The 25,107-nt window shown below is 67.4% G+C and carries 19 protein-coding genes; 15 read left to right on the forward strand and 4 right to left on the reverse strand.

What is annotated here, in order from left to right; translation table 11 throughout:
- Window positions 1-135: 135 nt before the first annotated feature.
- From D2E22_RS06320 to D2E22_RS06335, 4 genes are all read left to right on the forward strand, one after another.
- Window positions 136-1,761: a peptide ABC transporter substrate-binding protein gene (locus D2E22_RS06320; protein WP_126032246.1), complete on the forward strand. Its 1,626-nt coding sequence runs from the start codon at window positions 136-138 to the stop codon at window positions 1,759-1,761.
- 516 nt (window positions 1,762-2,277) lie between these two features.
- Complete coding sequence (locus D2E22_RS06325) at window positions 2,278-3,204, forward strand: ABC transporter permease (protein WP_026645127.1); 927 nt, start codon at window positions 2,278-2,280, stop codon at window positions 3,202-3,204.
- An 11-nt stretch (window positions 3,205-3,215) separates the two neighbouring features.
- Entirely contained in the window at window positions 3,216-4,169 is a 954-nt protein-coding gene (locus tag D2E22_RS06330) for an ABC transporter permease (protein WP_126032247.1), read from the forward strand.
- 21 nt (window positions 4,170-4,190) lie between these two features.
- The gene (locus D2E22_RS06335) at window positions 4,191-6,206 is read left to right on the forward strand and encodes a dipeptide ABC transporter ATP-binding protein (RefSeq protein ID WP_126032248.1); all 2,016 of its coding nucleotides are present in this window, start codon (window positions 4,191-4,193) and stop codon (window positions 6,204-6,206) included.
- 97 nt (window positions 6,207-6,303) lie between these two features.
- Here the strand turns inward: D2E22_RS06335 and D2E22_RS06340 are convergent, their stop codons facing one another.
- Window positions 6,304-6,963, reverse strand: a complete 660-nt coding sequence (locus D2E22_RS06340; protein ID WP_241218252.1) for a hypothetical protein — start codon at window positions 6,961-6,963, stop codon at window positions 6,304-6,306.
- A gap of 169 nt (window positions 6,964-7,132) precedes the next feature.
- Between D2E22_RS06340 and D2E22_RS06345 the strand changes: the two genes are divergently transcribed.
- The 8 genes from D2E22_RS06345 to acnA all read left to right on the forward strand — a co-directional run bounded on the left by D2E22_RS06345 (window position 7,133) and on the right by acnA (window position 18,447).
- Window positions 7,133-7,993, forward strand: a complete 861-nt coding sequence (locus tag D2E22_RS06345; protein WP_126032249.1) for an exodeoxyribonuclease III — start codon at window positions 7,133-7,135, stop codon at window positions 7,991-7,993.
- Between the two features lie 183 nt (window positions 7,994-8,176).
- Complete coding sequence (locus D2E22_RS06350) at window positions 8,177-9,163, forward strand: DUF3710 domain-containing protein (protein WP_126032250.1); 987 nt, start codon at window positions 8,177-8,179, stop codon at window positions 9,161-9,163.
- Window positions 9,164-9,167: 4 nt separating this feature from the next.
- Entirely contained in the window at window positions 9,168-9,944 is a 777-nt protein-coding gene (locus D2E22_RS06355) for a DUF3159 domain-containing protein (protein WP_126032251.1), read from the forward strand.
- A 14-nt stretch (window positions 9,945-9,958) separates the two neighbouring features.
- Entirely contained in the window at window positions 9,959-10,534 is a 576-nt protein-coding gene (locus D2E22_RS10525) for a type 1 periplasmic-binding domain-containing protein (RefSeq protein ID WP_164518439.1), read from the forward strand.
- Window positions 10,535-10,617: 83 nt separating this feature from the next.
- A complete protein-coding gene (locus D2E22_RS06365) occupies window positions 10,618-11,928 on the forward strand; it encodes a class I SAM-dependent RNA methyltransferase (protein WP_126032252.1) in 1,311 nt (436 codons plus the stop codon).
- Between the two features lie 10 nt (window positions 11,929-11,938).
- Complete coding sequence (locus tag D2E22_RS06370) at window positions 11,939-12,733, forward strand: aminoglycoside 3'-phosphotransferase (RefSeq protein ID WP_126032253.1); 795 nt, start codon at window positions 11,939-11,941, stop codon at window positions 12,731-12,733.
- Window positions 12,734-13,099: 366 nt separating this feature from the next.
- A complete protein-coding gene (locus D2E22_RS06375; protein ID WP_126032254.1) occupies window positions 13,100-15,625 on the forward strand; it encodes an HAD-IC family P-type ATPase in 2,526 nt (841 codons plus the stop codon).
- A gap of 119 nt (window positions 15,626-15,744) precedes the next feature.
- The gene (gene acnA / locus D2E22_RS06380) at window positions 15,745-18,447 is read left to right on the forward strand and encodes an aconitate hydratase AcnA (RefSeq protein WP_126032255.1); all 2,703 of its coding nucleotides are present in this window, start codon (window positions 15,745-15,747) and stop codon (window positions 18,445-18,447) included.
- Window positions 18,448-18,576: 129 nt separating this feature from the next.
- Here the strand turns inward: acnA and D2E22_RS06385 are convergent, their stop codons facing one another.
- A complete protein-coding gene (locus D2E22_RS06385) occupies window positions 18,577-18,840 on the reverse strand; it encodes a DUF6019 family protein (protein WP_126032256.1) in 264 nt (87 codons plus the stop codon).
- 138 nt (window positions 18,841-18,978) lie between these two features.
- On the opposite strand from D2E22_RS06385, the gene D2E22_RS06390 reads away from it, so the two are divergent.
- From D2E22_RS06390 to D2E22_RS06400, 3 genes are all read left to right on the forward strand, one after another.
- Window positions 18,979-19,632: a sugar O-acetyltransferase gene (locus tag D2E22_RS06390; protein ID WP_241218256.1), complete on the forward strand. Its 654-nt coding sequence runs from the start codon at window positions 18,979-18,981 to the stop codon at window positions 19,630-19,632.
- Window positions 19,633-19,694: 62 nt separating this feature from the next.
- Complete coding sequence (locus D2E22_RS06395) at window positions 19,695-20,330, forward strand: isochorismatase family protein (RefSeq protein WP_420897244.1); 636 nt, start codon at window positions 19,695-19,697, stop codon at window positions 20,328-20,330.
- A complete protein-coding gene (locus D2E22_RS06400; RefSeq protein WP_126032257.1) occupies window positions 20,320-22,395 on the forward strand; it encodes a GmrSD restriction endonuclease domain-containing protein in 2,076 nt (691 codons plus the stop codon). Before D2E22_RS06395 ends, D2E22_RS06400 begins: the two co-directional genes overlap by 11 nt.
- A 142-nt stretch (window positions 22,396-22,537) precedes the next feature.
- On the opposite strand, the gene D2E22_RS06405 is transcribed toward D2E22_RS06400, so the two are convergent.
- Window positions 22,538-23,839, reverse strand: coding sequence for an ABC transporter permease (locus tag D2E22_RS06405; RefSeq protein ID WP_241218258.1), 1,302 nt, complete (start codon window positions 23,837-23,839; stop codon window positions 22,538-22,540).
- Entirely contained in the window at window positions 23,826-25,103 is a 1,278-nt protein-coding gene (locus tag D2E22_RS06410) for an ABC transporter permease (protein ID WP_126032258.1), read from the reverse strand. The genes D2E22_RS06405 and D2E22_RS06410 overlap by 14 nt, the downstream gene beginning before the upstream one ends.
- Between the last annotated feature and the right edge of the window lie 4 nt (window positions 25,104-25,107).

Below are 25,107 nucleotides of genomic sequence, written 5' to 3' on the forward strand. Positions count from 1 at the left end.
TCTTCGGCGGTTGCATGGCTGTGGCACAATGAGAAGTTAATCGGCGATGGGGTCGGAACTCGAACGGTTTCGGCCCCGTTGTTTTCGGCGGGGGACGACCCCGTCGTCCGACCCCAAGGAAAAAGGAGTGATCCCATGAAGAAGAAGGCAATCGCCGTCGTCGCAGGTGCCTGCGCGCTCGGCATGCTGCTCGGTGGCTGCGGCGGATCGGGTGACGCATCCAACGCCGACGGCAACGTCATCACCGCGTTCAACTCGGAACCGCAGAACGCGCTGATCCCGGGCGACACGAACGAGACCGGCGGCGGCAAGGTCGGCCAGCTGCTCTTCGCGAACCTTGTGCGCTACGACTCGAAGGGCGACACGCAGATGGAGGTGGCCGAGTCGATCGAACCGAACGACGACGCGACCCAGTACACCGTCAAGCTCAAGGACGGCTGGAAGTTCACCGACGGCACGCCGGTGACGGCCGAGTCCTTCACGAAATCGTGGAGCTACACGGCCAACGCGAAGAACGCGCAGAAGTGCTCGTCGTTCTTCAGCATGATCAAGGGCTATGACGACCTGCAGAAGGACGGCCTCAAGGGCGACGAGCAGCTTTCCGGCCTCAAGGTCGTCGACGACAAGACCTTCACCGTGGACCTGACGCAGCCGGATTCGGTCTTCCCGATCAAGGTCGGCTATCTGGCCTTCGCGCCGCTGCCGGAGTCCTTCTACAAGGACCCGAAGGCCTTCGGCGAGAAGCCGGTCGGCAACGGCATGTACAAGCTCGACAAGTGGGACCACAACTCGCAGATCGTGCTGACGAAGAACGCCGACTACAAGGGCGAGGAGAAGCCGAAGAACGACGGCGTCACCTTCAAGATCTACACGTCCCCCGATTCCGCCTACGCCGATGTGCAGGCCGGCAACCTCGACGTGATGGACACCGTCCCGGCCTCCGACACGAAGACCTTCGAGCAGGATTCGTCCGTCGAGGCCTACAACAAGGCCGGTTCGGTCATCCAGACCTTCACGATTCCGGCGGACATGAAGCATTGGGAGACCAACACGGAGGAAGGCCAGCTGCGCCGTCAGGCGCTGTCGATGGCGATCGACCGCGAGCAGATCGTCAGCAAGGTGCTCAACGGCGTCGGCACGCCGGCGACCGATTTCACGGCGCCGGTCATCCCGGGCTATTCGAAGGACCTCAAGAACGCCAAGTACCTCAAGGCCGATCCCGCCGAGGCCAAGAAGCTGTGGGCCCAGGCCGAGGCCATCTCCAAGTGGGACGGCACGCTCACCTTCTCGTTCAACGCCGACGGCGGCGCGCAGCCGATCTTTGACGCGATCGTCAATCAGGTGAAGAACAACCTCGGCATCGACGCCGCGACGAACCCGATGCCGACCTTCCAGGAGTTCCGCAACGCGGTCTCCGAGCGCAAGATCGAGGGTGCGTTCCGCACCGGCTGGCAGCCCGACTACCCGTCTGCCGAGAACTACCTGTACCAGCTCTACGATTCGGCCGCGGCCGACGGCCACGGCTCGAATGACGGCGACTACAAGAACGCCGAGGTCGACGAGCTGCTGAGCAAGGCGGCTTCCGCGACGAGCAGCGACGAGCAGATCGACCTCTACCATCAGGTCGAGGAGATCCTGCTCGAGCAGCTTCCGGCCATCCCGCTGTACTACTCGAACGCGAACGGCGTGGCCGCCAAGGGCGTCAAGGGCTTCGAGATGGACTGGCAGAACCAGCCGATCTACGAGAACATGACGAAGTGAACCGGCGCATGACGCCGTCCGGGGCATGACCGGGCGACGGCACGGGAAGGGGCTCCGGAACCATCGAGGTTCCGGAGCCCCTTCCTCTATGCGTGCCCGTCGCCGCGGCGGCGGCGGGTTCCAGTGCTCCGCTCAGTCCCGTCGCGTCTCCGCGGCGGTCTCGGGCTCGTCGTCGAAGAGCTCGATGCGGACGGTCACGGTCTGTTGCTCATGCATCACGTCCCCTTTTCCGGTCATTTTCGGTGTAAATGCATAATTTAACCATATGGTGGCGACGTCGCGCCTGTCGCTCGCACCCGCAGCCTGCGGCGGCCTGCGGCGGCCCGGACGGCTCCCGGCCCACGCACCGGCGCGCCGTTCACCCAGAACGTGAACGAACGGTGCAGGCTTCGGGTGATCGCAGGGGGACCGGGCCGCGGAAGTCAAGTCATGCGGTAGACTTGCTGGATACCGCGACCGCGTGCGGCATGCTGCGTCATGCCCTGATGCGGTCTGTACGACAACAAGGAGCAACCAATGGGCAAATATCTTCTGCGCCGTATCCTGCAGATGATCCCCGTGGTTCTCGGTACGACACTGTTGGTGTATGCGCTCGTCTTCGCACTTCCGGGTGACCCGGTCAAGGCGATGTTCGGAGACAAGCCCGTCAATGAAGCCGTCGCTGCCCAGATCCGCGCCGAATACAATCTGGACAAACCGTTCTTTGTGCAGTATTTCCTGTTCCTGAAGAACGCGTTGAGCCTCAACTTCGGTGAGACCTTCGCCGGTCAGCCCGTCATCGCGGAGATCGGACGCGCGTTCCCGGTCACGATCAAGCTCGCGCTCATGGCGTTCTGCTTCGAGGCGATCTTCGGATGTGTGTTCGGCGTCATCTCCGGCCTCAAGAAGGGCAAGTGGTACGACTCGGTCATCCTGATCGTCTCGCTGCTGCTGATTTCGGTGCCGACCTTCGTCACCGGCTTCCTCGGCCAGTACTTCCTCGGCGTCAAATGGCGCATCCTGCCGGTGACCGCCGGTTCGAACCCCGGCTTCCTCGATCTGCTGATGCCGGCGATGGTGCTCGGCTCGGTCTCGATGGCCTACATCATCCGCCTTGCGCGTTCCGAGGTCTCGTCGAACATCGCGCTGGACTACGTGCGCACCGCCCGCGCGAAGGGCATGAGCAACACCTCGGTCACCTTCCGCCACATCCTGCGCAACTCGATGATCCCGGTCGTCACCTATCTGGGCCAGGACCTCGGCGCGCTGATGGGCGGCGCGATGATCACCGAACAGATCTTCAACATCCACGGCATCGGCTTCCTCACCTACCAGAGCATCCTCAAGGGTGAGGCGAACATGGTCGTCTCGGTCGTCACGCTGCTCACGCTCGTGTTCGTCATCTGCAACCTGTTGGTCGACATGCTGTACGCGGCGCTTGATCCGCGCATCCGTTACGCGTGAGGGAGGGCACAATGACAGACATCACGAAACCGTTGCCGGGACAGGAGCGCTACGTCGCCCCGCTTGACGAGACGCCGCTGCAGACCGTGGACACCGTCGACGAATCGGCGCCCGCGACGAGCATGTGGGCCGACGCGTGGCGCATGCTGCGCAAGAACCCGCTGTTCATCATCTCGGGCATCCTCATCGTCTTCATCGTCTTCGTCGCGCTCTTCCCGGGCGTCTTCACGAAGAACGACCCGAACTACTGCAACCTCGACAATTCGCTGGAGCCGGCCGGCGCCGGCCATCCGTTCGGATACGACCTGCAGGGCTGCGACGTCTACTCGCGAGTCATCTACGGCACGCGCACGTCGCTGAGCGTCGGCATCCTGACGACGATCATCGTCGTGGCCGTCGGCACGCTCGTCGGCGCGATCGCCGGCTTCTTCGGCGGCTGGGTCGATGCGGTCCTCAGCCGCATCGTCGACATCTTCATGGCGATCCCGATGCTGCTGGGCGCGATCGTCGTGCTGCAGATGTTCCGCACGGTCACGTCGATCTGGAAGGTCGTCCTCGTGCTCGCGCTCTTCGGCTGGGTCTCCACCGCCCGCATCGCGCGCGGCGCCGTGCTCTCGTCGAAGAACCTCGAGTTCAACACGGCGTCGACCGCGCTCGGCTCGACGCCGACGCGCAACCTGTTCCGCCACATCCTGCCGAACTCGGTCTCGCCGATCATCGTCATCGCGACGACGTCGCTCGGTTCGTACATCGTCTCCGAGGCGACGCTGAGCTTCCTCGGCATCGGCCTGCCGACGACGACCGTCAGCTGGGGCGGCGACATCTCGAAGGCGCAGTCGATCCTGCGCACCGACCCGATGGTGTTGTTCTACCCGTCCGTCGCGCTCGCGATCACCGTGCTGGCGTTCATCATGATGGGCGACGCCGTCAAGGACGCGCTCGACCCCAAGAGCCGCACGGCCTGAGATTTTCCGTAGGAGTAAGCAATGACAGAAGACACGAAGATCGAGGAGAAACTCGAGGATCTGCAACGTCAGGAGGGTCCGCTCCTCGAAGTCAAGGACCTGCAGGTCGACTTCACGACCGACGAGGGACGCGCCGTGCACGCGGTGCGCGACTCGTCGTTCAGCGTCTACCCGGGGCAGTGGGTCGCGATCGTCGGCGAATCCGGCTCCGGCAAGTCGACGTCGGCGATGGCGTGCCTCGGCCTGCTGTCGGGCACCGGCAAGGTCGTCGGCGGTTCGATCAGGCTCAACGGCACCGAGATCTCGCACTACACGCAGAAGCAGTTCGCCGCCGTGCGCGGTTCGAAGATGGGCCTCGTGCCGCAGGACCCGATGAGCAACCTCAACCCGGTGTGGCGCATCGGCACGCAGGTCAAGGAGGCGCTCGTCGCGAACAACATGGACGTCTCGCACGAGAAGCGCTCCGATCTGGCGAAGGCGCTCGCCGAGGCGGACATCGAGATCAAGAGCGAAGGCGACGAGACCTTCCTCGGCTCGAAGGAGCTGCCCGAGCTGATCGAGGCGGCCGAGCAGGCCCTCGTCAGGATCGGCGTGACCGGCGACGCCCTCGAGAGGAAGATGGCGTACTTGCGCTCCGAATGGGTCCCGGGCTCCGAGACGCGCTGGCGCGTCGCCGACGACCTGATTAAGGCGGGCGTCAAGGACGACGACGCATGGTACATCGCGAAGAAGTACGTCACCGGCTCCTCGATGGAGGACCGCATCGCCGGCCTGCTCGACGAGGCCGGCCTGCCGGACGCGGCCGTGCGCGCGCGCCAGTACCCGCACGAGTTCTCCGGCGGCATGCGCCAGCGCGCGCTCATCGCGATCGGTCTGGCGTGCCGCCCCGAGCTGCTCATCGCCGACGAACCGACCTCGGCGCTCGACGTGACCGTGCAGAAGAGGATCCTCGACCATCTGCAGGGGCTCACCGACTCGCTCGGCACGGCGGTGCTGTTCATCACGCACGACCTCGGCCTCGCCGCCGAACGCGCGCAGCACATCGTCGTCATGTACAAGGGGCGCGTCGTCGAATCCGGCCCGTCGCTCGAGGTGCTCCAGCACCCGCAGCATCCATACACGAAGCGCCTCGTCGCCGCCGCGCCGTCGCTCGCCTCGCAGCGCATCGTCTCCGTCGAGGAGCGCGGCGCGGATGCGAGCGCGCTGATGGAGCACAGGGTCAACGAGGATTCGCTCGAGCACGCCGACACGATCATCGACGTCGAGCATCTGACGAAGGAGTTCAAGCTCCCGCGCCGCAAGGAGATGTTCAAGGCCGTCGACGACGTCAGCTTCAAGGTCAAGCGCGGCACGACGCTCGCGATCGTCGGCGAATCCGGTTCCGGCAAGTCGACGGTGGCGAACATGGTGCTCAAGCTGCTCGAGCCGACGAGCGGCACCGTCACCTACAACGGGCAGGACATCGCCCAGTTCAAGGGCAAGTCGCTGCTCGACTTCCGCAGGCACGTGCAGCCGGTGTTCCAGAACCCCTACGGCTCGCTCGATCCGATGTATTCGATCTTCCGTTCGATCGAGGAGCCGCTGCGCATCCACGGCATCGGCGACAAGAAGAGCCGCGCGGCGCGTGTGCGCGAGCTGCTCGACATGGTCGAGCTGCCCGAATCGGTCATGCAGCGCTATCCGAACGAGCTGTCCGGCGGCCAGCGCCAGCGCATCGCGATCGCGCGCGCGATGGCGCTCAACCCGGACGTCATCGTCTGCGACGAGGCCGTATCCGCGCTCGACGTGCTCGTGCAGGACCAGGTGCTCCATCTGCTCAACGACCTGCAGGCGAAGAACGGGCTGAGCTACCTGTTCATCACGCACGACCTGGCCGTCGTGAGACAGATCGCCGACGACGTCGTCGTCATGCAGCACGGCAGGCTCGTCGAGCACGGCACGACCGACGAGGTCTTCCTGCACCCCCGGCAGCAGTACACGAAGGACCTGCTCGACGCGATCCCGGGAGGCAAGCTCGAGCTCGGCCTCGACCTGTGACCGCCTTCGCGGCCGTAGACGCGACAGCGGCGCGGCTCCCATGGTCGGGAGCCGCGCCGCTGTCGCATATGCAAGGCCGCATTGCAGCGTATGCCGGTCATTCCTCGACCGGATTGCGCTCCTCCTCGTCCCCGTCATCGGCGACGACGGAGCCGTCCTCCTTCGCGAAGGTGTAGGCGGCCATGTGGTGCGCCTTGCCGATCCTGTGGATCGAATCCAGCAGATCGAAGGCCTGGGCGAAGATGATCAGCGAGAAGATCTCGTGCGTGACCTCCTTCGTGAGCAGATCGCCGCCGGGAAGATGGCCGAGCAGCACGAACGCGAAGAACATCGTCGGGTAGATGAGCTGGCGCTGGTAGCTGTAGAAGAACGTGCGGTTGCTCAGATGGTAGATGCAGATCGGCACGAGGTTGATCGCCGAGAAGATGAGCTGGATGAGGACGAGCACGCCGACGCCCTGGTTGAAGTTGTCGTAGAAGACCTTCCCGAAGATCGACAGGAAGATGATGACGTAGACGTTCGCGCCGATGAGATACCACAGCTGCAGACGTCTGGAGTTCGTGAAGAAGCCGGCGATGAATACGATGAACACTGAGACCTCGATGAAGACGTCGCTGTAGAACTCGCTGTCGTCGCGCAACGAGACGACGGCGCAGACGAGCGCGACGGCGACGAGCGCCATGCACGCGAGGAACATCCTGGGGACATGCGGGCGCGGGGCGCCGGTGGGCAGGGAACGCTGTGGTGTGGACATCATTGCTCGATTCGTTGACGGGACCTGTTCATCCGATGACGGTTCCCACGGTAGTGCGCCTTCGATGACGCCGCAGAAGTACGCCGAGGCCGAACGCGGTCGGCGCCGGCGCGCTCCCGCGCGTTGCGAAGCCGGCGGCGTTCGGACATGCGCACGGGTAGTCTCGTGACCTATGACGATGACGATCACGACTTCAAACCTCAACGGCATCCGCGCCGCGAAACGCAAAGGCATGGACCAATGGCTCCTCGGACACACGCCGGACGTGTGGTGCATGCAGGAGACCCGCGCCCCGCAGGAGATCCTCGACGAGATCTTCCGGCAGATCGGCGACGACTACGTGCAGGCGGGGAAGGTGCAGGACCCGGCCGACGTCCATGTAATCGACGACGTGTGCAGGATCAAGGGCCGCGCCGGCGTCGGGCTCGTCAGCGTGCTGCCGGTCGAGGACGCGCGCATCGGGCTGCCCGGGCTCGACGAGGACGTGGACACCGGACGCTGGGTGGAGACCGACGTCAGGACCGAACAGGGGTACACGCTGACCGTCGCCTGCGTGTACGTGCATGCGGGCGGCGACGGCGACGACATCAAGGAGGTGCAGAAGTACCGCTTCCTCGACGCGATGACGGCCCGCATGGAGCAGATGCGCCGGGAGGCGGCGTCCGGCGGCAGGCAGGCCGTCATCTGCGGCGACTTCAACATCGCGCACAAGCCGATCGACCTGAAGAACGCGAAGGCGAACCTGAAGACGCACGGCTTCCTGCCCGCCGAACGCGCCTACATCGACAAATGGCTCGACGAGATGGAATACGTCGACGTCATGCGCGACCTCGCCGGCGACATCCAAGGGCCGTACACGTGGTGGAGCCAGCGCGGACGCGCCTTCGACAACGACGCCGGATGGCGCATCGACTACCAGTTCGCGACGCCCGAGCTCGCGCAGACGGCGCGCGGCTTCATCGTCGACCGCGCCGAGGGATGGGACAAGCGGTGGTCGGACCATGCGCCGCTGAGCATCACCTACGACGTGTGAGCGGACCCGACGGACCCCCTCGGGACATGCTGTGGAAAGGTGGTGACGGAACACGGCCGGCCGCGGACGCGGGCCGTGCGCTCGTGCTAGGCTAGTGGCGGTAAATCATGGGCATGGGCGCGCTCTGGGCGACGACGTCGACGGCATGGGCGCGCGCATCAGCAGACAGGAGACGAGGCACTGATGGGACTGTTCGGATTCGGCAGGAAGAAGAAGGAGAAGGAGACGACGGCGAAGGAGCGCGAGGAACGCCTCGCGCAGGCCGTCGCCTCGCAGACCGAGGACGTCGCGCGGGAGGATGCCGAAGACATCGACGTCACAGACGCCGGGCGGCCCGGGCATGGCCGGGACGTCTCGAAGGAGGAGCGCGCCGCCGAGGCGAAGGCCGTGCGCGACGACGAATCCGAGGGGCTGCCGGAAGCCGCCGACGCCGAAGGCGGCGAGGATCTGGCCGTGCCGACCGAGGCGGTCATGGACTACGCCGGCCGCGGAGAACAGTTCGGCCCGTGGGACATCAGCGAGGACAACGGCCCCGACTATGACGAATACCTGTCGCTCGGCTCCTTCTACATACCGTTCGTGCAGGGCATCCAGCTGCGTCTCAAGGCGAGCAAGGCGGACAACACGCTGCTCGGCGCCACGGTGACGATTGGCCGCTCGAGCCTCGAGCTCGAGGCCTTCGCGGCGCCCAAGACGATGGGCCTGTGGGACGACGTGCGCGACGACCTCGTCGCGGCGAACCCGGCCGCCACGGTGGAGCCCGGCATCTTCGGCGCCGAGGTGCGCCTGCCGATCCAGCTGCCGAACGGCAAGAAGCACATCACGCGCATCGTCGGCGTCGACGGCCCGCGCTGGATGCTGCGCGGCATCTTCTCCGGACCGGCCGCCGACGATTCCGACAGTCCGGAGGCGAAGGTGCTCGACCGCTTCTTCTCGTACATCGTCGTCGACCGCGGCGAGGAGCCGCTCGCGCCGCGCGACCTCATCCCGATGGCGCAGCCGCTGACGCCGGGCGAACGCCGCGCGATGGCGCAGGCCGCGACGGCCGAGGACGGCGACGAAGCCCCTGCGACGATCGACGGCAAGCCGACCGGTCCGATGAACTCCGACCACGAGGTCGAGCAGAAGACGACGCTGTCGCGCGGGCCGATGTTCTCCGAACTGCGCTGACGGCATGGACCGCACACGCACACGCACCGGACTCGGCGCGCTCGCAGCCGGCGGCGACGACTTCTCGGTCATCCAGGCGATAGGCGGCCCGCGGGGCGTCGTCGAATCGATGCTGCCCGGCGTCGTCTTCGTCGTCATGTTCATCGTCACGAGCGACCTGAGGCTCACCGTCATCGTCTCCGCGGCGCTCGCGGTCGCGCAGGTCGTCGTGCGGCTGTGCCAGCGGCAGTCGGTCATGGGCGCGCTCTCGGGGCTGGCGGCCGTCGCGATCTGCCTGGTATGGGCGTGGAAGAGCGGCGAGGCGCGCAACTACTACATGTACGGCTTCATCACGAACGCCGTATACATCGTCGTGCTGCTCGTCTCGCTGCTCGTCAAGGTCCCCGGGCTCGGCTTCATGATCGAGTTCATCCGCTCGCTGCCGACCGAACGCTTCCGCGCATGGCTCGACGGCTGGCGCTCCGACCGTGCGCTGATGCGCGCCTACGCCACGATCACCTGGCTGTGGATCGGCGTGTTCGCGCTGCGCCTGGCCGTGCAGGTGCCGCTGTACCTGACGAACCACGTCGGATGGCTCGGCACGGCGCGGCTGCTGATGGGCATCCCGTTCTGGGCGCTCGCGATCTGGGTGTCCTACCTGATCGTGGCCGATCCGATGCACCGCCACAGGCAGCTCGAGCTCAGGCGCACCGAGGAGGAGAGCGAGCAGGAGGCCGAGGAGGCCAACGAATGCGAAGCCGCCGATGAGGACGCGCGCCCGCGCGCCGACGGACGATCATGAGACGGGAGCCTGGCATGGGCAATGGCATCATCTTCAAGGTGGCTGTGGGCGTGTGCTGCGCGCTCGCCGTCTGCGCGCTGGCCTCATGCGCGCCGAAGGGCGCCGCGGTCGGCGACACCGGCGCGTCGCGCCCGGACGACCCGGCGCATGTCGATTCGCCGGGCGAGACGCGGACCGTCGCGGTCGTCGGCTCCGCGAACGGCGCGGACGGACTCGTCGAGGAGGCCCTGGACGCCGACGGCTACAAGGTCGTCCTCACGCCGGTGGACGCCGCCGACGATGCGGGGGACGCGCGGATCCAGGCGGTGCGCGACGCCGTCGGGCGCAACGTGAGCCTGATCGTCATCGCGGGGACGGACATGTCGCGGCAGCCGGACCGGTGGCGCGACGCGCTGCGGCTCGCACGCGACGCAGGCATCCCCGTCGTGCTGCTCGACCCCGTCTCGCAGCCGGACGACGACGAGCTGTTCGCCGCCTCGTTCAGGGTCAACGACCGCATGATGGACGCGGTCCCGGTCGGCGAGGCGGTGCGCCGGGTCATCGAGGACGAGCCGCACGGACGCGACGTCATCGTCACGACGCTGCATTGATTGCATCGGCATCCCCAAAAAACCCATACACAACAGCAACGCATGCCGCGCACGAGACGGCACGGGACAGGACAGGAGAGCGCATGGAAGCCACGGTGGACATCGAACGGTACGCGGACCAGGGCAGGTGCGTCGCGCACATCGACGGGCGCGTCGTCTTCGTGCGCTTCGCGCTGCCCGGCGAACGCGTGAGGATCGTGCTCGACGAACCGGCGGACCGCAAGGACCGCTTCTGGACGGGCGAGGTCGTCGAGGTGCTCGAGGCGAGCCCGGACCGCGTCGAGCCGGCGTGGCCGTTTGCCGGACCGCTCGCGATGGGAGGCGGCGTCGGCGGCGCCGACCTCATCCACGTCTCGCTCGAAGGCCAGGAACGTTGGAAGGCGGCCGCCGTCCGCGACGTCATGGCCCGGCTCGGGCACGTCGAACTCGACGACGTGCCCGTCTACGCGATGCCCGGCGACGAGGAGGCGCGGGGCCTTCATTGGCGCACGCGCATCGAGATGATCACCGACGACGAGGGCCGGCCGTCGATGCACCGCCGCGGCAGCCATCTGCGCGTGCCGATCGAGACGATGCCGCTCGCGACGCGCGCCGTGCTCGAGGCGGCCGCGATGAACGACATCTGGGACGGCGCGCTGCCGGCGAACGCGCAGCTGCGCGTCGCGGTGCCCGAGCCGCGCGCCGAAGCCGCCGAAACCGCGACGCCCGGGGCGCTGCGCCGGGCGATAGGGGACAACTACGCGGTCATCGTCGACGGCAAGGTGCGCCACGGCAGCCGCAACCTCACCGAGCGGATCTCCGTCGACGGCCGCGAATTCACGTACACGGTCGACGCCGCCGGCTTCTGGCAGATGCACCGCGAGGCGCCGCAGGCGCTGCCGCAGTATGTCGTCGACCAGGTCCGCGAGGCGCTCGCCGGCCGCGCGCCGCGCAACGGCCGCAACCTCGTCATCTGGGATCTGTACTCCGGCTCGGGGCTGTTCACGCTGCCGCTCGCGACGTTGGTCGACGACCACGCGAAGCTCGTCAGCATCGAAGGCTCGAAGACGGCCGTCGCCAACGGCCGCCGCAACCTCAAGGCCGCCGGCGTCCACACCGTGCAGGCGTTGTGCGGGGACGTGCTTAGGACGCTCGAAAAGGACGTCGACCCGCAGCGCGCGCATCCGGACGTCGTCGTCCTCGACCCGCCGCGCGCCGGCGCGAAGGCGAAGGTGTGCGCGAAGATCGCCGACTCCGGCGCGCCGGTCGTCGTCTACATCGCCTGCGACCCGGCGTCGCTCGCGCGCGACACGGCGACGCTGACGCGGCTCGGATACGCGCTGCGCTCGATCGCCGCCTTCGACATCTATCCGATGACGCACCATGTGGAGACGGTCGCCGTCTTCACGAGATGAACGATCCGCGATGAAGCATACGCCGCTCGACGACCCCTCCGCGCTGCTCGACGCCTGTCCCGCCACGATGCGGGCCCTGATCGAAGGGGCGCCGATCCACGACAGCTCGAGTTCGCCGCAGGCCCGCGTGTACTACGCCGACGCCGCAGGAGGCCTGTACCTCAAGCGCGCGGCCGCAGGCGCGCTCGCGCGTGAGGCGACGATGACGGGGTATTTCCATGGCCTCGGCATCGGCGCGCGGCTGCTCGGCTACGTCGGCGCCGAGGAGGACTGGATGCTGACGGCGGCGCTCGGAGGCGACGACTGCACGGCGGCGCGGTACCTCGAAGGGCCTGAACGCCTTGCCGAGACGATCGGCACGCTGCTGCGCCGGCTGCACGAGACGGATGCGTCCGATTGCCCGATGCGCGACTGCATGGACCGCTGCCGGGCCGACGTCGAGGCGAACGTCGAGGAGAGGCTGCGCCATCCTCCCCAGGAATCGCAGATGTTCGGCCACGCCTCGGTCGAAGAGGCGTACCGCGTCGCATCCGAAGGCCTTGGCGGGCTGACCGGGCGGGTGCTGCTGCACGGCGATTACTGCCTGCCGAACATCATGCTGGAAGACTGGCGGCTGAGCGGCTACATCGACGTGGGCGGGGCGGGCGTCGGCGACCGGCACGTCGACGTGTTCTGGGGTGCGTGGACGCTCATGTTCAACCTGCATACGGACCGGTACCGGGACCGTTTCCTCGACGCCTACGGCCGTGACGTCATCGACGAAGAGGCGCTCGCGGTGGTCGGCGCCGCCGCCGTGTTCGGCTGAATGCCGTCGCCGACGTCGCGACGAGGCCATGGTCTTCGACCCCAAGAAGGGGGCAGCGAGTGCTATCTGCCTGCGGAGCAGCCGCGGATCGTCGACGTCCCGCCGATGGACTGCATCGCCGTGGCGGGGTCCGCAGATCCGAGCGAACCGGACGGCCCCTGCAGGCAGGCGCTCGCGATGCCGTACACCGAATCAGGATGAGCAAGAAGGGCGGATCGGACGGATCGACGGCCATCTCGGCTTCCGTCTACCGCCCCAGGAGGGCTTCCGGCGGCAGGGCGACGGAGGGACGGTCGACTTTGCGGTCCCTGTTCCCCGATGGCGCGGGGATGGCCGCCATGCATACGGTCGGGTAGACTGGCGCGCATGAGCGAAACGACGAACATGGCAACGCACCGCGACGTCCCGGGGGTGCCGGACGCGGACGAACGGGGGTTGACGCAGGCCCAGGTCGCCGAGCGCGTCGAACGCGGGCAGACGAACGCCGTCAAGTCGTCGACGTCGCGTTCGCTGGCGGACATCGTGCGCGCGAACGTGTTCACGCTGTTCAACGGCATCATCCTGACGGCTATGGTCATGGTGCTCGTCGCCGGCTCATGGAAGGACGCCGTCTTCGGCTTCGTCATCATCATCAACACCGGCATCGGCATCGTCACCGAGCTGCGCGCCAAGCGCACGCTCGACCGGCTGTCGATCCTCGTGGCCTCCGACTACCTCGTGCGCCGCGACGGCAGGGACGTCGACGTCCCCCACAACGGCATCGTCCTGGGCGATCTCCTGTGGCTGCGTTCGGGCGAGCAGGTGCCTGCGGACGCGACGATCGTCGAGACATGGGGGCTCGAGCTCGACGAATCGATGATCACCGGCGAATCGCGCACCGTGCGCAAGCAGGACGGCGACACCGTCTATTCGGGATCGACGGCCGTCTCCGGCATGGCCCTGGTGCACGTGACCGCCGTCGGCGCGCACAGCTACGCGGCGACGCTGACCGCGCAGGCGAAGGTGTACAAGAAGAACGTCTCCGACCTCAACAAGGGCATCAACACGATCCTCAAGTTCATGACCCTCCTCGTCGTGCCGCTGTGCGTGCTGCTCATCGTCACGCAGATGAACACGGTGGGCGGCTGGTCGGCGGCGCTCGCGAGCGGCGCATGGCGCCAGGCCGTCGTCTCGTCGGTCGCCGGCGTCGTCGGCATGGTTCCCGAGGGGCTCGTGCTGCTCACATCGCTCAACTTCGCGCTCGCGGCGATCAGGCTCGCACGCAAGGACACGCTCGTCCAGGACCTCGATTCGGTCGAGACGCTCGCACGCGTCGACTGCCTCAACCTCGACAAGACCGGCACGATCACCGACGGCGGCATCGTCTACGACGACTTCATCGCGCTGCCCGCCTGCACCGACAAGCGCCAGGCGATGCAGGCGCTCTACGACCTGGCCAACGAGCAGAGCCCGAACGGCACCGGCCGCGCCGTGCTCGCCGGCCTGGGCGCGCAGGGCCTCACCGGCACCGCGGACCTGGAGCGCGTGCCGTTCTCGAGCGCGCGCAAATGGAGCGCCGTCGCGTTCCACGACGCCCCCGAGGCCGGCCCCGGCGGCGTATGGTACATGGGCGCCCCCGAAGTGCTGCTCTCCGCGCTTTCGACACCGTATCCGGACGTCCTCGAACAGGTCGACGGCTATGCGAACGACGGCATGCGTGTGCTGCTCGTCGCCCACGCGGTCGGCCCCGTCCCGGCCGATTTCGAGACCGACCCGAAGCTCGAGGCGGACGCGAGGCCGGTCGCGATCGTGCTGTGCTCCGAGCACATCCGTGCCGACGCCGAGCCGACGCTCGCCTGGTTCCGCGAGCAGGGCGTGCGCTGCCGCATCATCTCCGGCGACAACCCGGTGACCGTCGGCGCGATCGCCGGCAAGGTCAGGCTCACCGGCGACCGCAAGCCGGTCGCGATGGACGCGCGCAAGCTGCCGCAGGACGTCGACGAGCTCGCGCGCGTCCTCGAAGGCGTCGACGTGCTCGGCCGCGTGCTGCCCGAACAGAAGAAGGCGATCGTGCAGGCGCTGCACACGCAGCGGCACGTCGTCGCGATGACCGGCGACGGCGTCAACGACGCGCTCGCGATCAAGGAGGCCGACCTCGGCATCGCGATGGGCAACGCGGCGCCTGCGACGAAGGCCGTCGCCGAGGTCGTGCTCGTCGACTCGAAGTTCTCGCATCTGCCCGACGTCGTCGCGCGCGGACGCCAGGTCATGGCGAACATGGAGCGCGTCGCGAGCCTGTTCCTGACGAAGACCGTCTATTCGGCGCTCATCTCCTTCGGCGTCGTGCTCAGCATGATCCCGTTCCCGTACCTGCCGCGGCACATCAGCTACATCGGCGCGCTGACGATCGGAGCGCCGGCGTTCCTGCTCGCGCTCGCGCCGAACACACGCCGCTACATCCCCGGCTTCCTGCGCCGCGTCTTCGCGTTCTCGCTGCCATGCGGCATCGCGACGGCGCTCGCCGTGCTGCTGTCCGCGTGGTTCATCCCGAGGATGATGGGCTGGGACGTGGCGTCCTGCGCGGCCGAGCTGACCTCATGGCGTTCGATGTGCGCGACGGTGCTGTTCGTCATGGGCGTCTACGTGCTCGCGCGCGTCGCGACGCCGCTCAACTCGTGGCGCGGCTGGCTCGTCGCGGCCTTCGCGGCGGCGGGCGTCGTCGGCATGTGCATCCCCTTCATCGCGCGCTTCTTCGCGTTCCAGCTTCCCGGAGGCAAGGCCCTGCTCGCGCTCGGCGTGCAGATCGTCATCGCGACGCTGCTCTTCGCGCTGAGCGTATGGCTGTTCCCGAAGTTCCTGCCGAAGGCGACGCGCACGGTCATCTCACAATACAAGCGCGTCTCCGGGCGTTGAAACATCGCCGCGGTATCCTCGTGCACGACGGCCGCGCTCGCGCACGACGCTGCGCGCGGCGAAGACAACGCAATCATGTGGGACAATCACAAGTTCGACACTGAAGTTCGGAGGAACCTATGTCCATGCGCGACGATCAGCTGGACGTCCTCAACGTCGGGGGAGAGTCGTACGACTACTACCGCATCGGCGATCTTGAGGGCATCGACCACCTTCCCTATTCGCTCAAGGTGCTCGTGGAGAACCTCGTGCGCAATATCGACGGCGCCAACATCACCGACGCGCAGGTGCGCGAGCTGCTCGCGTGGGACCCGGCCGCGGATCCGAGCCATGAGATCCAGTTCACGCCGTCCCGCGTCGTCATGCAGGACTTCACCGGTGTGCCGTGCGTCGTCGACCTCGCCACGATGCGCGACGCCGTCAAGGCGCTCGGCGGCGACCCGGAGGTGATCAACCCGCAGGTGCAGTCCGACATGATCATCGACCATTCGGTGCAGATCGACGCCTACGGCGTGGACGACGCCGTGCAGATCAACATGGACATCGAATACGAGCGCAACGGCGAACGCTACCAGTTCCTGCGCTGGGGCCAGCAGGCCTTCGAGAACTTCCGTGTGGTGCCGCCGGGAACCGGCATCATTCATCAGGTCAACATCGAATACCTCGCCCAGGTCGTCATGACGAAGGCGATGCAGGCCGGCAGGCCCCTCGCGTATCTCGACTCGTGCGTCGGCACCGACTCGCACACGACGACCGTCAACGGCCTCGGCGTGCTCGGCTGGGGCGTCGGCGGCATCGAGGCCGAGGCGGCGATGCTCGGCCAGCCGATCTCGATGCTCGTGCCGCGCGTCGTCGGCTTCAAGCTCAAGGGCTCGATCCCGGAGGGCGTCACCGCGACCGACGTGGTGCTCACGATCACCGACATGCTGCGCAAGCACGGCGTCGTCGGCAAGTTCGTCGAGTTCTACGGCGAGGGCATCGCGTCCGTCCCGCTCGCCAACCGCGCGACAATCGGCAACATGAGCCCGGAGTTCGGCTCGACCTGCGGCATCTTCCCGATCGACGAGGTCACGCTCGACTATCTGCGCCTGACCGGCCGCTCCGACGAGCAGGTCGCGCTCGTCAAGGCGTACGCGAAGGCGAACAAGCTGTGGCACGACGTCAACGACCCGCAGTATGTGGAACCGCAGTACTCCGAATACCTCGAGCTGGACCTGTCGACCGTCGTCCCGTCGATCGCCGGTCCGAAGCGCCCGCAGGACCGCATCGAGCTCAACCGAGCGAAGACGACCTTCGAAGAGACGCTGCCCGGCTATGTGACCGAGAAGACGAACGGCAACCCCGTGCACGTCTCGACCGATTTCCGCGGCGATTTCGACATCCAGAACGGTGACGTGGCGATCGCCTCGATCACCTCGTGCACCAACACGTCGAACCCGTCCGTCATGATCGCCGCCGGCCTCATCGCGCGCAACGCCGTCGCCAAGGGCCTGAGCCCCAAGCCGTGGGTGAAGACCTCGCTCGCGCCCGGTTCGCAGGTCGTCGCCGACTATCTCAAGCAGGCGGGCCTGCAGGACGACCTCGACCGTCTGGGCTACCAGCTCGTCGGCTTCGGATGCGCGACCTGCATCGGCAACTCCGGCCCGCTGCTGCCGGAGATCTCCGAGGCGATCAACGAGAACGACCTGACGGTGACGGCCGTGCTGTCCGGCAACCGCAACTTCGAGGGCCGCATCAGCCCGGACGTCAAGATGAACTACCTCGCCTCGCCGCCGCTCGTCATCGCCTACGCGCTCGCCGGCACGATGGACTTCGACTTCGAGACGGAGCCGCTCGGCACCGACCCGCAGGGCCGTGAGGTCTTCCTCAAGGACATCTGGCCGACGAACGAGGAGGTCGAGCGGGTCGTCGCCGGCAACGTCAGCCGCGAGATGTTCCTCAACGACTACGCCTCCGTCTTCGAGGGCGACGCGCGCTGGAAGGGCCTCGAGGTCCCGGAGGGCGAGCTGTTCGCCTGGGACCCGGATTCGACCTATGTGCGCAAGCAGACCTTCTTCGACGGCATGAGCGCGACTCCGGCCCCGGTCGAGGACATCCGCGACGCGCGCGTCCTCGCGTTCCTCGGCGACTCGGTCACGACCGACCACATCTCGCCGGCCGGCGCGTTCAAGGCGACGAGCCCGGCGGGCGAGTACCTGACCGCGCACGGCGTCGAGCCGAAGAACTTCAACTCCTACGGTTCGCGCCGCGGCAACCATGAGGTCATGGTGCGCGGCACCTTCGGCAACATCCGCCTGCGCAACATGCTGCTCGCCTCGGTGGGCGAGGAGGTCAAGCCGGGCGGCTACACCTACGACTTCCTCGCGATGAAGCCGACGACGATCTACGAGGCCTCGCGCGACTACATCGCGGCCGGCGTCCCGCTCGTCGTCATCGGCGGCAAGGAGTACGGCACCGGCTCGTCGCGCGACTGGGCGGCGAAGGGCACGGCGATGCTCGGCGTCAAGGCCGTCATCGTCGAAAGCTTCGAGCGCATCCACCGTTCGAACCTGATCGGCATGGGCGTGCTGCCGCTGCAGTTCCCGGAGGGCGAATCGGCGCAGTCGCTCGGGCTCGACGGCACCGAGACCTACTCGATCGACGGCATCCGGGCGCTCAACGACGGCGTGACGCCGAAGAGCGTGCACGTCGAGGCGACGCACAAGGACGGCACGAAGACCGAGTTTGAGGCGGTCGTACGCATCGACACGCCCGGCGAGGCCGACTACTACCGCAACGGCGGCATCCTGCAGTATGTGCTGCGCAATCTGATGGCCGAATAGACCGTCCACGCCGCTTGCCGCGCATGATGAGGGGGCGTCCACGGAAGATCTTCCGTGGACGCCCCCTCATCATGCGTCCGCCAAGGCGCAGCGGGCCGGGCCGCGTTCAGGGCCGCCCGGCCCATCGTCTTACTTGTCCGACTTGCCGGCGGCCTTCGCCGCCTGCTTCCTGTGCTCGTCGGCGACGATCGCGCGCACGCGCTCCTCCTGAAGCGCCTCGCGCTCCTGCTGCAGCCTGTCGTCCTTGGTGACGGGCGTGCGCACCTTGCCCATCTGCTGATAGGCGTCGATGATCCCGGCGCGCACGGCGGCGCGGATCACGTAGTACAGCGCCCAGATGCTCAAAGCGGCCATGATGATCATGAACAGAATCGTGTAGATGCTACCGGCCATGGTCGATGCTCCTTTCGATGTCCTCTTTCCTCGGGTGATGCCATCGTTGGCAAACACTGGCGTCATTATAGGCACCATCCGCGCGGCCGGCCGTTCTCTCGCCGCCGAGCACAAGGGCATCCGCTAGTATCCTGTGCTATGACGAACAACGACGCCATGGACGAAGCGCCCGACACGCGCGAATACGACCGCATGCTCTCCGGCGAGCTCTACATCGCCGACGACCCGTACCTGCACGCGCTCGGCGCCAGGCGGCGCCGCCTGCAGCAGCTGATCAACACCTCCGACTGGGACGCCTTCGCCGAGCGAGACCGGCTATTCCATGAACTGCTCGGCGCGTTCGGCGAAGGCTCGTACATCGAGCCGCCGTTCCGCTGCGACTACGGGTGCAACATCGCCATCGGCCGCGACTTCTACGCGAACACCGACTGCATCATCCTCGACGTCGCTCCGGTCACGATCGGCGACAACGTGTTCTTCGGCCCGCGCGTCGCCCTGTACACGCCGTACCATCCGATCGACGCGGCCACGCGCGACGAGCAGCTCGAGGGCGGCCTGCCGATCCGTATAGGCTCCGATGTCTGGTTCGGCGGCGGCGTGACCGTCTGCCCGGGTGTGACGATCGGCGACGACGTCGTCGTCGGCGCCGGATCCGTCGTCACGAAGGACGTCCCCGCGCATTCCGTGGCCGTCGGCAACCCGGCGCATGCCGTGCGCACGATCGGCGAGGAGGACCGCATCCGCTGGCGTGCACGTGCCGACGAATACCGCGCGTGGAAGGGCATGCGCTAGCGCGGTCCATGCACGGCGCGCGGCGGGGCGCATGCGAAGGCATGTGCATTAGAATGGCGAACGTGTGCACGAAGAGGACAGCATTGATCATCGTCGACGTTCAGCCGACGTTCACCGAGGGCGGCGAACTCGCCGTCGAGGGCGGCGACGCCGTCGCCCGGACCATCCATGACTTCGTCGGGCGCTACGGGGACCGCTACGCGCTCATCGCCACGACGCAGGACTGGCATATCGACCCGGGCGACCACTGGTCGGACGAGCCGGACTATGTGGACACATGGCCGCGGCACGGCGTCGCCGGATCGGCGAACGCGCGGCTGCACCCGGCGATCGGCTCGCTCGACGTGCCGCACCACATCAGGAAGGGCCAGTACGCGGCCGCCTACTCCGGCTTCGACGGCATCGAGGACAACGGCGAACGCGTCCCGACACGCGAAGAGGTCGAGGCGGCGCTCGCCGAAGGGCGCACGCTCGACGGCCTGCTGCGCGCACATGGCGTCGAGCGTGTCGACATCGTCGGCATCGCGCTGTCGCACTGCGTGCGCGACACGGCACTCGACGCGGCCTTGCGCGGTTACGAGACGCGTGTCTACGAGGACCTGACCGTGCCCGTGAGCGCCGAACTCGGCGCGCGGGCCGTCGAGGCGATGCGCGCCGCCGGCGTCACGATCATCGAGGGGGAACGATATGTCGATTAGCGCGAGCGAGAAACCGTTGTCGAGGGTGTTCACCTCCGACTACCGTTTCGCGATTCCCGCGTTCCAGCGCGCGTACAGCTGGCACGACGCGCAGATGAGGCAGCTCATCGAGGACGTGGCCGACGCGTGCGCCGTCGACGACGGCCCGTATTTCCTCGGTTCGCTGATCCTCGTGCGCGACGAGCGCGGCATGCACCAGGTCATCGACGGCCAGCAGCGCCTCGTGTCGCTGTCAATCGTCTTCTCGGTGCTGCTCACGCTGGAGGACGACCCGCAGCTGGCCGAGAGCCTGCGGGGCCTGCTCACCGAGACCGGCGACAAGCTGCGCGGCATCGTCGCCGAGCCGAGGCTGAGCCTGCGCGAGCAGGACGAGGGCTTCTTCCGCGAATACGTGCAGCGCGGCGACCTCGAGGCGCTTTTCGACCTGCGCGAGGCCGACATCGCGACGCAGGCGCAGCGCAACATTCAGACGAACGCGAAATGCGCGTACGACATGCTCGCCCCGCTCAGGGACGACGAACGCCGCCGCTTCGCCTCCTACCTCGTCAACGACGTCATGTTCGTCATCGTGACGACCGACGACATCTCCGGCGCCTACCGCATCTTCGACGTCATGAACATGCGCGGCATGCCGCTGACGCCGTCCGACGTCTTCAAGGCGAAGGTCGTCTCCGGCATCTCGAGCGCCGCGCGCGACGTCTACGCGCGCTACTGGGACGACATCATGGAGCCGATGGGCGACGACAACGCGCGCATCGAGCGATTCTTCGCCGACCTCGACCTCATCTTCACGCGCACGCCGATGTGCCAGTCGCTGCTCGCCGACTTCAGCGACCATGTGATCGCGAAATACATCGGCGACGGGCAGTGCATCGAATTCATCGACGATGTGTTGCGGCCGTACGCTATCTGCGACGAGATCCTGCACAAGCCGGGCGAGAGCCTGCTGCCGACGAAGGTGCGCGACCTGCTCGCCGGCCTCGCCGACTATCCGTACGACGACTGGAAACCGGTGGCGCTGTGGGCGCTCGTGCATTCGCTCAAGCATCTCGACGACCCCGATACCGTCGTCTTCGAAAGCTCCGGCAGGGTCGGGCCGCACGTCTCGATGCACGACGGCGAACGGCTCGTGCAGATCCTCACGCTGCTCGACCGCGTCACCGGCATCGACTGCCTCAACGGCAAATCCGAGCTCGAACGGCGCACCCGTTCGGCGACGATCGTGCGCGACCTGAGGAAGGGGACGCCGCTGCAGCGCGTCGCCGGCTTCCACGTCAGCGGGGACGAGCAGCGGCTCGCGATGCTGCATCTGCGCGGCGAGCTGTCAATCGATGCCGGCATGAGGCGGCTGCTGCTCATCCGCGCGAACGAACAGCTCGCCGGCGAACGCATCACGCGGCCGCGCAGCCTCAACGCCGTGCCGATCATCCCCGAGCACGTCCCGGCGAGGTCGCCGTTCGCGTCGTGGCCGGCCGGCACCTGCGACTACTGGGCGGAGCGCATCGGCAACTTCGTGCTCACGCAGACGATGCCGCGTTCGCTCGAGGACGTCGACGATTTCGCGACGCGGCGCAACTTCATCCTGCGTTCCGCCAGCTCGCAGCGTTTCCCGCTCACGCGCGCGCTGCTCGACCTCGAGACGCTCACGCCGCAGTTCCTCGAGCTGCGCCAGAGGCAGATCATCGACCTCATCGCGCAGGCGTGGCACATCAGCTACGAGGACGTCGTCGTCGCCGAACAGGAGGAGCGGCGCCGTGAACGCACCGGCGTCGGCACGCATCGTCCGAAGCGTACGTCGAAGCGCGTGACGGTCGCCGAGGTCGTGCGCGCCGGTCTGCTCAGGCCCGGCGACCGCTTCGTGTGGGTGCGTCCGCGCAAGCACGAGACATGGGTCATCACCGTCGTCGAGGACGGTTTCCGTGGCGAGGACGGCACCGAATACGCGACGCCGACGGCCGCGGCGCGCGCTGTCGGCGGCGCGAGCGTGAGCCTCAACGTCTGGAAGCGCGAGTCGGACGGCCGTGCGTTGAGCGACATCTGGAAGGCGTACCGCGCCGCGATGTGATCCGCTGGTCCGCTGATCCGCGAATGTCGCGGGTGCGGTTCGCGCGCGGGGGTATCGCGAAGCGGCCCCGCCGCGATCGGAACAGGTGCGGATTGCATCCATTCCGATCGCGGCGGGGCCTCCTCATGCCCGGTGCGGGCCGTCAGACCTCGGCGAGCTGCGTGGCACCCGGCGCGGACAGATCGGGGCGGTTGCGGCGCAGTTTCGAGAAGGCCAAGCCGAGGCAGATGAACGCGACGCCGAAGAGCAGGACGAGGCCGCTGCAGGAGAGCCACGCGCCGGCGTCGATGCGGCCGTCGACGCCGTTGACCGCGTCGACCGATTGGCAGAACCACCAGCCCGGCAGCAGCTTGCCGATCGCGATCATCGCCTTCGGCATCATGTCGATCGGGAAGGCCATGCCGGACGTGAACATGACGAGCAGGCCGAACACGTTCGCGACCGCGTTGACGGCGACGGCGTTGGCCGACAGCATGCTGATCATGAATCCGGCGGCCACCGCGACAAGCGCGTAGATCGCGAGCGAGAGGCCGCAGTACATGATCGTCGCCGGCGGGATGCCGTCGACCGGCAGTCCGGCGAGCATGGGCAGCGCGAGCGACGCGGCCCAGTACAGCAGGCTGACGACGACGCCGAAGAGCGCGCAGCCGGCGAACTGCTGGATGACCATCGCGCCGGTGCGCTGCGGCGACGCGTACAGGCGGCGGCGCACGTTCGACTCGGCGAAGGAGTTCATCGTCAGCGCCGTGCACACGAGCATCGCGGCGAGCAGCGGGTAGACGCCCATCCTGACGGTCGTCACATAGGCGACGCGCGCCGACTCCTGCCTGTCGGTCGCCGCCTGCGGGTCGTCGGCGACGTGGATCGCCGGGTAGGCATCCGGGTCGTCGGCGAGCGCGTCGACGACGTTCGTCGCGGCCTCGCCGAGCGTCGCCGGCGTCGTCGACGCGCCGGTCGCGCTCTGACGGGCGAGCGCCTCGAGGCGCGTCAGACGCAGGAAGTCGTCGACCTCGAGCTTGGCGAGCGAGCCGTAGGCGCCGGTGAAGCTGACGACGACGTCGAGCCGCGGCTCGTCGCCGCCGTCGGCGAGCGCGTCGGCGAAACGCTGCGTGTAGCCGTCGGGGATGATGACGATCAGATCGGCGTAGTTGGACGCGGCCGCCGTCTGCAGCTGCTCGCCGGTCGTGCCGACGTCGACGAGGTCGCAGTCCTTGGTGAGGAAGCCGCGCAGCGCCTCGTCGAGCGCCTCGCCGTGCGCGTCGCGGTTGACGACGGCGACTTCGGGGCGCGTCGCCTCGAAGGTGACCGAGTTGTCCGTCTTGGACAGGTCGGTGACCATCGACCAGCTCAGGCCGAACATCATCAGGCACAGCCATACGACGTAGATGAGGATCATCAGACGTTGCGCCAGCAGGATCTTCAACGTGGTTTTAAAGGTGTGCATAGCGCTGCCTCCTGAGGAACACGGTCGCGAGGGCGAGGGCGAGGACCGCCATCGTCAGCAGGATGCCGACGGTGCGGAAGAACGGGGCGTAGGAGTCGTAGTAGAGGATGTCGTAGAACAGGTTCGTCACCTGCTGCGTGGGGTTGACGGCGGCCACGAACGGTGCATGGCGCTGGATCCAGTCGCTCAGCGCCATCGCGCCCGAGCCGTACAGGCCGCTGAGCAGTGAGAGCGCGCAGGAGAACGCCGTCGTCAGGCCGACCTTCGCGCCGGCGCTCAGCTTCGGCAGCGAGCCGAGCAATGTGCCGAGCGCGTTCGCCGTGAACGAGGCGACGACGATCGCGAGCAGCGTGGCGCCCCAGCGTCCGCCGAAGGAGATGCGGCAGACGAAGCGGATGTAGAGCAGCGCGACGAGCAGCGAGCAGAAGGTGCACAGCCAGCTGGCGAGGAATCCGCCCATCAGCTGCCTGAAGCGCGTGAGCGGCGCGAGCGAGCGGCGCGTGCCGAGCGCGGAGAGGTTGGCCTGCGTCGAGCACACCGTCGTCACGGCGAAGGTCATCGCCATCAGCGCCGTCATCGCGAGCAGCGCGTAGTAGTAGCGGGCGCTTTCGTCGGGCCTGAAGTTCGTCAGGCGCACCTGACGTGTGAACTCGGGTGTGTCCCCGGCGGCCGTCTGGAAGACGGGGTCGGCGAGCGCGGTCGGGTCGGTGCGCATGATCTGCCCGACCGTCAGCGTCTGCCGGTTGAACAGGCCGAAGGCGCCGTTGAGGATGCTCAGCGACACCGTCAGGCCGGTCGATCCCATCGCGTCGTTCGCGTTCGATACGGTCGCGCGGCTGATCGTCATGTGCGGCAGGCCCGCGTCGTCGGCGGCGATGAAGCCGCGCACGTCGTCGTCGGCGTTGATCAGCGCCGTCGCCGCGGCCGCGTCGTCGACGGCGGTCAGCTCGAGCAGGTCGCGCAGGTCGACGCCGCCGGATGACGCCGTGTCGGCCGCGGGCGCTTCCGCGTCGGCGGCGCATGCGGTTGCGCGAAGCGGCGTGCGCTGCATCGCGTCGAGCAGCCGCCGCGCCCCGTCCGCCCTGCAGTAGGCGTCGTCGGTCACGACGGCGAAGCGCATCGTCGTGACCTCATAGGTGGCCGCCAGGTTGCCGAACATGCCGAGGAACATCGTCGACAGCAGGATCGGGAAGCAGAACAGCCAGAACAAGGAGGACTTCTCGCGCAGGTTGATGCGCAAGGTCGTCAGGAATGTGCTCCACATCGTC

The organism is Bifidobacterium castoris, assembly GCF_003952025.1.
GTDB lineage: Bacteria > Actinomycetota > Actinomycetes > Actinomycetales > Bifidobacteriaceae > Bifidobacterium > Bifidobacterium castoris.